The organism is Gordonia sp. NPDC057258, from assembly GCF_042668985.1.
Lineage (GTDB): Bacteria > Actinomycetota > Actinomycetes > Mycobacteriales > Mycobacteriaceae > Gordonia > Gordonia hongkongensis.
Window position 1 is genome coordinate 40,907 of the sequence record NZ_JBHUXZ010000035.1, and the last position, 10,190, is coordinate 51,096.

A 10,190-nucleotide genomic window follows, 5' to 3' on the forward strand; every position below is an offset into this window, starting at 1 on the left:
CGGTTGCCCCCGAGGGCGGTGTGGCCCCGGCGGCCGGTCCCGTGTCCGCGACGAATCAACCTGGTCTGATCGCCGCGCTACTCAGCGGCGGCCCGTGGTGCGCGAGTGTTGGGTGGGCGAAACCTGAGGGCGGGCAGCCACCAGTTCCAGCCGCCGAGCAGGCGCATGAGGGCGGGGACGAGGACGAGGCGGATGAGGACGGCGTCGATGGCGACGGCGACGGCAAGGGCGAGTCCGAGTTGTTTGAGTTCGAGGATGTCGGCGGTGAGGAAGCTTGCGAAGATGGCGATCATGATCGCGGCGGCCGCGGTGATGGGGCGTGCGGTGTGGGTGAGCCCGGCCGCGACGGCGCGCTGGTTGTCGCCGCTGGCGTCCCAGTATTCGCGGATGCGACGAATCAGGAACACCTCGTAGTCCATCGAGAGCCCGAACAGTAGCGCGAACACCACGGTGGGTAGGTAGACCTGCACGAATCCGGGGCTGGTGAAGTCGAGGACGTTCTCGCCCAGACCCCACTGGAACACCGCGACGGTGATACCGAGGGCGGCGCCGGTGGCGAGCAGGTTCATCGCGATGGCCTTGAGGGGTAAGGCGATACTGCGGAAAGCGGCGATGAGGAAGACCAGCGAGGCGGTCAGCACCAGGGCTACGACCAGCGGAAGTTTGGTGGTCATTTCGTCGGAGAGATCGACGAATTCGGCGGTGCTGCCGCCGATGCGGATCTCGGCTCCGGCTGCGCCGGCGGCTGTGTTGCGCAGGTCGCGGACGAGGTCGGTGGCGGCCATCGAGTCGAAGGTGACCGAGGGGATCGCCATCGCGAGCATTCGACCGTCATTGAGCTGGGCGGGCAGGACGGTGTCGATGCGGGCGTCGCCGTCGATCTCGGTCAGGAATCGGTTGACCCGTGCTTCGGCGTCTGCGGTGAGTGGGGTGTCGCTGGGGCCGGTGGCGATGATCTCGACCGGGGAGAGTGCTCCGGGCGGGAAGTTGGTGTTCAATGCGGTGCTGGCGCGTCCGGTCGGGGTGTCGTCGAGGGCGGTGGTGCCCATGTCGAGGCCGTAGCGGATCCCGAATACCGGCAGCGCGGCGAGGACCAGCACCGCTGCGGCCGCGGTGCCGAAGAGGACGGGTCGGCGCATGACGAGATACGCCCAGCGCGCCCAGCGGCCACCGAGAACGCCGGGAGCGTCGGTGGCGCTGTCGGCAGGGCGCCAGCGGGCCGGGAGACTACCGCGGTTGACAGCCGGGCCCAAGGCGGCGAGCAGGGCGGGTAGCAGGGTGACGGCGACGGTGAGCATACTGGTGACGGCGGTGGCGACGCCGATGGCGATGCCACGGAAGATCGGTGCCTGGATGATGATCAACGCGCACAGCGAGATCATCACCACCAAGCCCGAGACCAGAATCGTTTTGCCTGCTGTGGCGAGGGAGCGACCGACGGCGCCGCTGATCGCGGCATGGTCTGGCCCGGTGTGGTGGGTGAGTTCTTCGCGGAAGCGGCTGACGATGAACATCGCGTAGTCGATACCGACGCCGAGGCCCACCATGGTGGCCATGGCCACGGTCAGCGAATCGAACGCGGTCACAGCAGTGAGGGTGAACAACACTCCGACCGCGGTCAGCATCCCGGCGATGGCCACTGCGATCGGGACCGCCGCTGCGGCCAGGGCGCCGAGGGCGAGGACGAGCAGGACCAGCGCGACCGGGATGCCGATTGCCTCGGCGCGGGCCAGGTCGGCGTTCTGCAGTTCGGTGGCCGCGTTCTGTACCGCCGAGTACCCGGTGACCCCTACGTCGATGGAATCGTCGCCGGTGGTGGCGATGGCGTCTTGCAGGTCGCGCGCGACTTTCGCGCGTTCGGCCATGTCGCCGTCCATGCCGGCGAGCGCGATCGCGACGTGACCGTCGGCCGAGATCTGGGATCCGGGCAGCCCGTCGTAGGGGCCGACGACGTCGACCACGCCCTCGACCGCGGTGGCGGCGGTGATCGTGCGAGCCACCGCTGCACGGAACTCGGCGTCGGTGGCGGTGACCGCGCCAGACTGCAGCACGATGACCGCCTGTTCCGTACCGAACTGCGGGAAGTGCCGGGCAACCAGGCGATCCACCTCGGTGGACTCCGAGCCCTCGACACCGAAATCCATCGCACCGAGCCGGTTCTCGAGCAGCGGGTAGGCCACCGCGCACACCACCAGCAGCAGTCCCCAGACCGCCAGGACCGCACGTCTGCGCCGGGCCATCAGAACGCCCCACCGATATAGCACTCCGGGCGAGCCCGGCGGCGATGGTTGCTGAGGCGAGTTCTCGACGACGGCGGACTTCTGCTGGTTCACGCGTCCTCCCTCCGTAGCGACCACGAATTGATCGCCATATCACGATGTAATCGTTGAAACGAGATTAATCACACTCTCACTCGATATCAATAGCTTTCGCCGCTATCATCGCTTTATGGCGATTAATGATGGCGGGGGTTGCCTCGTCGAGACGCAGGGGTTGGATCCGGCGGTGGCCCTGTTCCACAGCCTCTCCGATGCGACACGGTTGGCGATCGTGCACCGGCTGGCGTGCGGGGAAGCGCGGGTCTTGGACCTGATGGCCGGGCTCGGACTGGCTCAGTCAACGGTATCGGCGCACGTAGCGTGCCTGCGCGACTGCGGGCTGGTCGTGGGCCGCCCGCAAGGGCGGCAGGTGTTCTACAGCCTGGCCCGCCCGGAGTTGATGGACCTACTCGCCTCGGCAGAGACCTTGCTCGCGGCGACAGGCAATGCGGTGGCGTTGTGCCCGAACTACGGCACCGACTCCACCACCGAGACGGAGAGCGCGGAGGTACGAGCATGAGCGACGCATGCGGCTGCGGCCACGACGAACCCGCCGGTGACGGCGAGGCCGAGGAACGCGAACCCGAAAAGCTCTGGGAAGTCAGTGAACTGCGCGCCGCCGCGGTCGCCGGAGTGCTGCTGGTCGCGGCACTGATCGTCGGCTGGACCGGCGGCCCACGCGCCGTCGAGTTGGGGTTGGAGATCGCCGCACTGCTCGTCGGTGCATACACCTTCGTCCCCTCCACGCTCAAACGGCTGGCCAAGGGCAAGATCGGTGTCGGCACGCTGATGACGATCGCCGCGATCGGCGCGGTGATCCTCGGCGAGGTCGGCGAAGCCGCCATGCTGGCGTTCCTGTTCTCCATCAGCGAGGGCCTCGAGGAGTACGCGGTCGCGCGCACCCGCCGCGGGCTGCGCGCCCTGTTGAACCTGGTACCGGACCGGGCCACCGTGCTACGCGACGGCACCGAAACCGTCATCGCCCCTGCCGAGCTGCGCGTCGGGGATCGGATGCTGGTGCGCCCCGGTGAGCGGGTCGCGACCGACGGGGTGATCGTCGACGGGCGTAGCGCGCTGGATGTTTCGGCGATCACCGGCGAATCGGTACCGGTAGAAGCCGGGCCGGGCGCGGAGGTGTTCGCCGGGGCGATCAACGGCACCGGTGTGCTGACCGTCGAGGTCACCACGACCGCCGAGGACAACTCCCTGGCACGGATCGTGCGGATCGTGGAGGCCGAGCAGGCCCGCAAGGGCGACGCTCAACGCTTGGCCGACAAGATCGCCAAACCGCTGGTGCCCGGCATCATGATCGCCGCCACAGCCATCGCGGTGATTGGCGCGCTCTTCGGGGATCCGGTCACCTGGATCGAACGTGCGCTGGTGGTGCTGGTCGCCGCCTCACCGTGCGCGCTGGCGATCTCGGTGCCGGTGACCGTGGTCGCCGCGATCGGTGCGGCGAGCAAGCTGGGTGTGCTGGTCAAGGGCGGTGCCGCACTCGAGGCGATGGGCCGGGTGCGCGAGGTCGCGCTGGACAAGACCGGCACGCTGACGGCGAACAAGCCTGCCGTCGTCGAGATCGCCGCCACCGGCGGTGTGCACGGGGACCGGGTGCTGGCGGTCGCGGCCGCGCTGGAATCGCGCAGTGAACATCCCCTCGCCCGCGCCATCCTCGCCGCCGTCGACACCGTCACTCCCGCCACCGACGTCGAGGCGGTCACCGGTGCCGGGTTGACCGGCCGCGTCGACGGACGCCGGGCGCGGCTGGGCCGTCCGGGCTGGATCGAACCGGGTGTTCTGGCCGCCGATGTGGAACGGATGCAGCACGCGGGGGCGACCGCGGTGCTGATCGAGCTCGACGGCCAGGTGATCGGTGCGATCGCTGTGCGCGACGAACTGCGGCCCGAGGCACACGAGGTCATCGACCGATTGCACGCGCTGGGAATCCGGGTCTCGATGCTCACCGGTGACAACGCCCGCACCGCCGCCGCTCTGGCCGCTGAGGCGGGGATCGAGGACGTGCACGCGGATCTGCGCCCGGAGGACAAGGCCCACATCGTGGGCGAACTGCGCAGCGACCGGTTCACCGCGATGGTCGGCGACGGCGTCAACGACGCCCCCGCACTGGCAACCGCCGACCTCGGTGTGGCGATGGGCGCGATGGGCACCGATGTCGCTATCGAAACCGCGGATGTGGCGTTGATGGGTGAGGACCTGCGGCACCTGCCGCGGGCTCTCGAGCACGCTCGTCGGGCTCGCCGGATCATGTTGCAAAACGTCGGTTTGTCGTTGGGGTTGATCACGATCTTGATCCCGCTCGCGCTGTTCGGGATTCTCGGGTTGGCGGCGGTGGTGCTGGTGCACGAACTCGCCGAGATCGTCGTCATCGCCAACGGTGTCCGCGCCGGACGCACCAAACCCCTGGCCTCGCTGACCGATTCGGCGGCAAAGCCCGCACCGGTACTGGCCGGAGCGCCCGCGTGACCGCCACCGCGTCGTCTGCTCCCACCGTGTCGCGGTGGGGGCGGCGACTGCGGTGGGTCGCTGCCGCGGCCGCGCTGGCCGGTATCGACCTCACGCTCAAAGCGTGGGCGCAGACCACGCTGGCCGGGGCCCCGATCGAGGCGGGTCCGGTGGACCTTAAGTTGGCGTTCAACCCGGGAGCGGCGTTCTCGATCGCCGCCGACGCACCGAGCTGGGTGATGCTCACGCTCACCACGGTGATCACCACCGCGGTCGCGGTCGGCGGATGGGTGGTCGCGCCGCGCGCGAACCTGCTCACCCGCGTCGCGCTCGCCGCGATCCTGGGCGGTGCCGCCGCCAACGTCATCGACCGGGCCCCCGACGGTGTGGTCACCGACTACCTGCACACCGGCTGGTGGCCCACCTTCAACCTCGCCGACACCTTCATCGTGCTCGGCGCGACCGCCCTCATCATCGCCACTCTGATCGGAAACTCCGATGAGCGAGAACCACTCTCACCCGAACACCACGCCGACGACCGGGACTGAGCCGGGCCCGTCACGTCGGTGGGCAGGGCTGGCGGCGCTGGTCGTCGCCCTGCTCACCGTCGGGCTGGACCTGATGGTTCTCAACGTCGCCCTGCCCACCCTGGCCCAAGACCTCGGCGCGAGCACCACCCAGTTGCAGTGGATCGTCAACGCCTACACCCTGGTCTTCGCCGCGCTCATGCTGCCCGCCGGCGGCTTCGGTGACCGCTACGGTCGCAAACGGCTGCTGCTGATAGGTTTGGTCGCCTTCGTCGCCGCCTCGGCCTGGGCCGCTTTCAGCGGGTCCACCGGCTCGCTGATCGCCGCCCGCGCGGTCATGGGCATCGGGGCCGCGATCATCGTGCCGCTGTCGCTGGGGATCCTGCCGACCCTGTTCGGCCCCGACCAGCGTCGCCGCGCGATCGCGGTGTGGGTCGGTGCACTGGGTGTCGGGTTGCCGCTGGGGCCGATCGTCGGTGGCTGGCTGCTGCAGCATTTCTGGTGGGGCTCGGTGTTTCTGATCAACGTCCCGGTCGGTGTCGCCGCCCTGGTTGCCTGTGTGGTGCTGTTGCCCGAATCGGTCGACCCGCATGCACCGGCGTTGGACTGGCTCGGGATCCTCACCGCCGTGCCCGGTACGGCGGCGCTGGTATTCGGCATCATCCAGGCTCCCGCGTACGGGTGGACCGATCCCGTCGTGCTCGCGGCTCTGGCGGCCGGTGTGTGGCTGATCGCGGGATTTCTGGTGTGGGAAAGCCGTGCCCGCGACCCATTGGTCGATCTGGCACTGTTCACCAATCCGGCCTTCACCTGGCCCACCCTGGCCGCAACCGCGGGCACCTTCACCCTGGTCGGCGTGCTGTTCGTGCTGCCGCAATACCTGCAGATACTGCGCTACCACGACGCCTTCGGCACCGGCCTGCGCTTGGTGCCTCTGGTGCTGGCGATCATCGTCGCCGCAGCCGCTGTGGACAAGATCGTGACCCGACTCGGCGCCAAAATCCCGATCGCCACCGGCATGGTGATCGCCGCGGCCGGATTCGTGCTCGCATCCCGCATCACCGTCGACTCCGGCTACGGCTTCGTCGCGGTGTGCCTGGCGACCGTGGGCCTGGGAGCCGGGCTGGCGTTGGCGCCGGCTGTCGACGCGGTCATGGCGAGCCTGCCCGAGCATCGCAGCGCCGCAGGAGCTGGGTTGCTGATGGCCATTCGACAGGTCGGTGCCGCGTTCAGCGTCGCGATCCTGGGCACCCTGCTCACCGTCGTTTACACCCGCGACCTCGACCCCCACCTGAGCGGCCTGCCCGAACCAGTGGTCAGCGCGGCGCGTGACAACATCGCCGGAGCGCAACTTGCCGCGACCCAGATTCCCGGCCCAGCGGGCGCCGATCTGGCCGCGTCCAGCGCCCACGCCTACAGCCACGCCATGTCCGCAGTGTTCCTTGCCAGCGCCGCCATCAGCGCACTACTGGCCGCGGCCATCGCCGCCAAACTCCCCAACCACACTCCTGCGCCCGCGCCGACATCACCGGCGCGTGATCGAAACTGAAATAGCCACTCCCATGACAGCGGCTACGGCACGCGACACAACTGCGTGTCAGCCGAGCAGCAGTGTACTCCCAGAGAAAGGGCATCCGCCGGAATGGTTACCTCGATCCTGCAGGCCATCGGACTCTTCCTGGTGACCAACATCGACGACATCATCGTGCTTTCGCTGTTCTTCGCCCGCGGCGCGGGAACCCGCGGAACAACGGCCGCCATCGCGACCGGACAATATCTCGGTTTCGGAGCGATCCTCGCCGCGTCGGTCCTCGTAGCGCTGGGAGTCACGGCGCTGCTGCCCGAAGAAGCCATCGCCTACTTCGGGCTCATTCCTCTGCTGCTCGGTCTGCTCGCCGCCTGGAGAGCATGGCGCAACAACGGCGACGACGATGAACGGTTCGAGGGCAAGAAGGTCGCGGTCTGGACGGTGGCGGCGGTGACCTTCGCCAACGGCGGCGACAACATCGGCGTCTACGTCCCGGTCTTCGCGACCGTGGGTACAGCGGCGATCGTCGCCTACTCGGTCGTGTTCCTGCTCTTGGTCGCCGTGCTGGTGTTCACCGCGAAGTTCCTCACCACCCGCAAGGCCATCGCCGAGATCTTGGAACGGTGGGAACACATCCTGTTCCCGCTCGTGCTGATCGTTCTCGGAATCGTCATCCTCGTCAGCGGCGGCGCATTCGGCCTCTGACCGTCGTCCCGGTCTGCACGGCCCAGATCACGGAGGACAGCGGCGATCGGCTCCAAAGAATGAAGTGCTATTCGAGGCCGTAACCGGTAGACAGCCGTCCTTCGGTTGGTCCATGGTTGTGCTCAGGGGCGCTGCACCGTTGTGGCACTACTACCACTGTGGCACTACTACCATCGACGTAGTTCAAGGCCTCCGGCAACGTGGGGCTTCTACCGCGCCTAGCGGGGTCGCTCGTGCAAACGCTTTAGTCGGGCGCTGTCATCGTTGCGAACTGTTTCCGCCCCAGCGCATAGCCCTGACCCACTGGTCAACTTAAAACGCTGATGGAACCGTGAGGGGCGCCGGTTCGGCGCGCCCGCGCGGAGAGAAACTAACCCACGTAGTAGTAACCTGTTCGTGGCTCGTTTGATATCGATCTGTTCCATCCGGGACGACTCTTGGACTGAAGGACCTTCCTTGGCACGGCATCGCAAAGCTGACCCCAGCCCGCTCCCCATTGGTATGCACACGTCCCCTCGCGGTGCCTCGGCGGCCTTCACCCTCGGAGCCACGGGGCCGCAGCCTTCGGGTGTCGCGCGTGCGGCGGGGCGACATCGGATGCCTCCCTCCCCCGAAGCTGTGGTCAGGTCCATCCGGCCCGCTACCTCTGTTCCCCCGCGCGCGTCGCACGCTCGGTCGGGGGGTGCGCCCGGGACGTCTTCATCTTCATATCTACCTCGCGATGGCCGTCCATACACGTCTCGCTCGCATGATGTATGGCCGCGCGCAGCCCGGTTCGATCATAGGGGTTTCGGGCCACCGCGCACACCGCGCACGGTCGATCTCGGCAGGAACCCAGGGCCGCAGCGCCTACTGCTCCATGGGAGCGGGCGTCCGGTCTCGATTGCCAAGGCAGTCAGCAAGTTCGATCTGCTTTTCTCGACGTGCTCGACGACGAGAAGGTCTCGGGCGCATCAGCCAGGTCGACGGCCGTTGCCGGGCTGAGTGGATCGCTCGTGGCCGCGGTGGTTCTCTGTGTAGCCGGCGGGGCCGCGGCCACCGCGCTCGCCGATCGTCACAATCCAACGAACACCCCAGCGCTCATGGCTGGCGTGTCCGCCGACGACCGATCCGCAGCAGCGCCACGACCTGTAGCCCCCGGATCGGTGGACGAAGAACAAGGCACCACTCTGGCAAGGGCATCGTCACGCGATGAGCTGTCCGCGGCCGTGCGGGAGCTAGCCTCGTGCTTTCACGCTGATTCCGTGTCGTGAATGAAGAATGGTGCCCTGACCTGGGATGATTGAGATTGCGAAGTCATCAATCGGACCAGATCGAGGAGCACCATTCAGGTGAGTAAGTCTACGTCGCCCTATCCCGTGCTGTCTGCAGATGGCACCGGAACCGGGGTAGTGTCGCAAGCCGGCGCCACGGTGTTGCTGCGGACAGCCGAGAAAACGGGCCTGACCACCGATTTATCGGACGCGTTGACACCGTGGCGTAAACCCCTGGCGACCCACGATCCAGGCAAGATCATCACGGATCTGGCCGTGGCAGTCGCGATCGGCGGTGATTGTCTGGCCGACATCAACCAACTGCGCGCCGACCCCGCCGTATTCGGTCAGGTCGCCTCTGACCCCACGGTGTCACGACTGATCTCGGCGTTGGCCGCCGACGCCCCAGCGGCATTGACGGCCATCAACTCCGCCCGCGCTGCTGCCCGGGCAGAGTGCTGGTCAGCAGCCGCCACGTCCGCCCCCGATCACGACGCCGATACTGGCGATCCCCTGATCGTCGATCTCGACGCAACCTTGGTGACCGCGCACTCGGAGAAACAGGATGCGGCACCAACCTACAAGCGCGGGTTCGGTTTCCACCCGCTGTGTGCGTTTGTCGATCACGGTAGCCAGGGCACTGGCGAACCCCTGGCCATCCAATTGCGGCCCGGCAACGCCGGCGCCAACACCGCCGCCGACCACATCACGGTCACCGCCGCCGCACTCGAGCAGCTACCGACGGTGCAGGGGTATCGGGTCGGCAAGTCGGTGCTGGTACGCACCGACTCGGCCGGCGGCACCCACGAGTTCCTCGGCTATCTCACCCGCCGGCGCCTGGCCTATTCAGTGGGATTCGGGCTGACCGAGACCATCGCGGCCGCAACCGACCGGATCAGTCCCGAGGCGTGGACCCCGGCCTACGATGCCGACGGCGTGCAACGCGACGGGGCGTGGGTGGCCGAGTTGACCGGGTTGATCGACCTATCGGGCTGGCCGCAGGGGATGCGTGTGATCGTCCGGAAGGAGAGGCCGCACCCGGGTGCACAATTGCGGTTCACCGACCGTGATGGGTTGCGGCTGACCGCGTTCGCCACCAACACCGTCCGTGGCCAACTCGCTGATCTGGAGCTGTGTCACCGGCGGCGGGCTCGATGTGAGGACCGGGTCCGTACCGCCAAAGACTGTGGCCTGACGAATCTCCCGCTGCACGGCTTCGATCAGAACCGGATCTGGTGCGCGATCGTGATGCTCGCCTGCGAGTTGATCGCCTGGACGCAGATGCTCGCGGAGCTTGTCAAGACGTCTGTGTAAGAACGTGACTCCTGGGTTTCCTGTGGTTGCTGGTTGGGTCTAGTTGAGGTGGGGTTCGATGCGGTCGGGGTAGGCCAGGGCTAGT

6 protein-coding genes and 1 pseudogene are annotated in these 10,190 nt (G+C 67.6%); 6 read left to right on the forward strand and 1 reads right to left on the reverse strand.

Features of this window, described 5'->3' with window-relative positions; translation table 11 throughout:
• Positions 1 to 77: 77 nt before the first annotated feature.
• Positions 78 to 2,240, reverse strand: a complete 2,163-nt coding sequence (locus tag ACFUEJ_RS19870; protein ID WP_007240197.1) for an MMPL family transporter — start codon at positions 2,238 to 2,240, stop codon at positions 78 to 80.
• Positions 2,241 to 2,448: 208 nt separating this feature from the next.
• Here ACFUEJ_RS19870 and ACFUEJ_RS19875 point away from each other — a divergent pair, with 208 nt between their 5' ends.
• The 6 genes and pseudogenes from ACFUEJ_RS19875 to ACFUEJ_RS19900 form a co-directional block, all read left to right on the forward strand.
• Positions 2,449 to 2,838: a helix-turn-helix transcriptional regulator gene (locus ACFUEJ_RS19875; RefSeq protein ID WP_005179570.1), complete on the forward strand. Its 390-nt coding sequence runs from the start codon at positions 2,449 to 2,451 to the stop codon at positions 2,836 to 2,838.
• Complete coding sequence (locus ACFUEJ_RS19880; RefSeq protein WP_006902503.1) at positions 2,835 to 4,799, forward strand: cation-translocating P-type ATPase; 1,965 nt, start codon at positions 2,835 to 2,837, stop codon at positions 4,797 to 4,799. Before ACFUEJ_RS19875 ends, ACFUEJ_RS19880 begins: the two co-directional genes overlap by 4 nt.
• Entirely contained in the window at positions 4,796 to 5,326 is a 531-nt protein-coding gene (lspA, locus tag ACFUEJ_RS19885; protein ID WP_005179567.1) for a signal peptidase II, read from the forward strand. The genes ACFUEJ_RS19880 and lspA overlap by 4 nt, the downstream gene beginning before the upstream one ends.
• Positions 5,277 to 6,854, forward strand: coding sequence for a DHA2 family efflux MFS transporter permease subunit (locus ACFUEJ_RS19890; protein ID WP_005179563.1), 1,578 nt, complete (start codon positions 5,277 to 5,279; stop codon positions 6,852 to 6,854). The genes lspA and ACFUEJ_RS19890 overlap by 50 nt, the downstream gene beginning before the upstream one ends.
• 93 nt (positions 6,855 to 6,947) lie before the next feature.
• On the forward strand, positions 6,948 to 7,538 hold the full coding sequence (locus tag ACFUEJ_RS19895; protein WP_005179560.1) for a cadmium resistance transporter: 591 nt from the start codon (positions 6,948 to 6,950) through the stop codon (positions 7,536 to 7,538).
• Between the two features lie 1,331 nt (positions 7,539 to 8,869).
• Positions 8,870 to 10,081: pseudogene (locus ACFUEJ_RS19900) on the forward strand (IS1380 family transposase); the annotation flags it as partial.
• Positions 10,082 to 10,190 lie beyond the last annotated feature (109 nt).

What these genes read in the sequence shown, in the direction of transcription:
- ACFUEJ_RS19890 (WP_005179563.1), top strand. Translation starts at nt 5,277, where the DNA reads ATGAGCGAGAACCACTCTCACCCGAACACCACGCCGACGACCGGGACT.
- ACFUEJ_RS19895 (WP_005179560.1), top strand. Translation starts at nt 6,948, where the DNA reads ATGGTTACCTCGATCCTGCAGGCCATCGGACTCTTCCTGGTGACCAAC.
- ACFUEJ_RS19880 (WP_006902503.1), top strand. Translation starts at nt 2,835, where the DNA reads ATGAGCGACGCATGCGGCTGCGGCCACGACGAACCCGCCGGTGACGGC.
- ACFUEJ_RS19875 (WP_005179570.1), top strand. Translation starts at nt 2,449, where the DNA reads ATGGCGATTAATGATGGCGGGGGTTGCCTCGTCGAGACGCAGGGGTTG.
- ACFUEJ_RS19870 (WP_007240197.1), bottom strand. Translation starts at nt 2,240, where the DNA reads ATGGCCCGGCGCAGACGTGCGGTCCTGGCGGTCTGGGGACTGCTGCTG.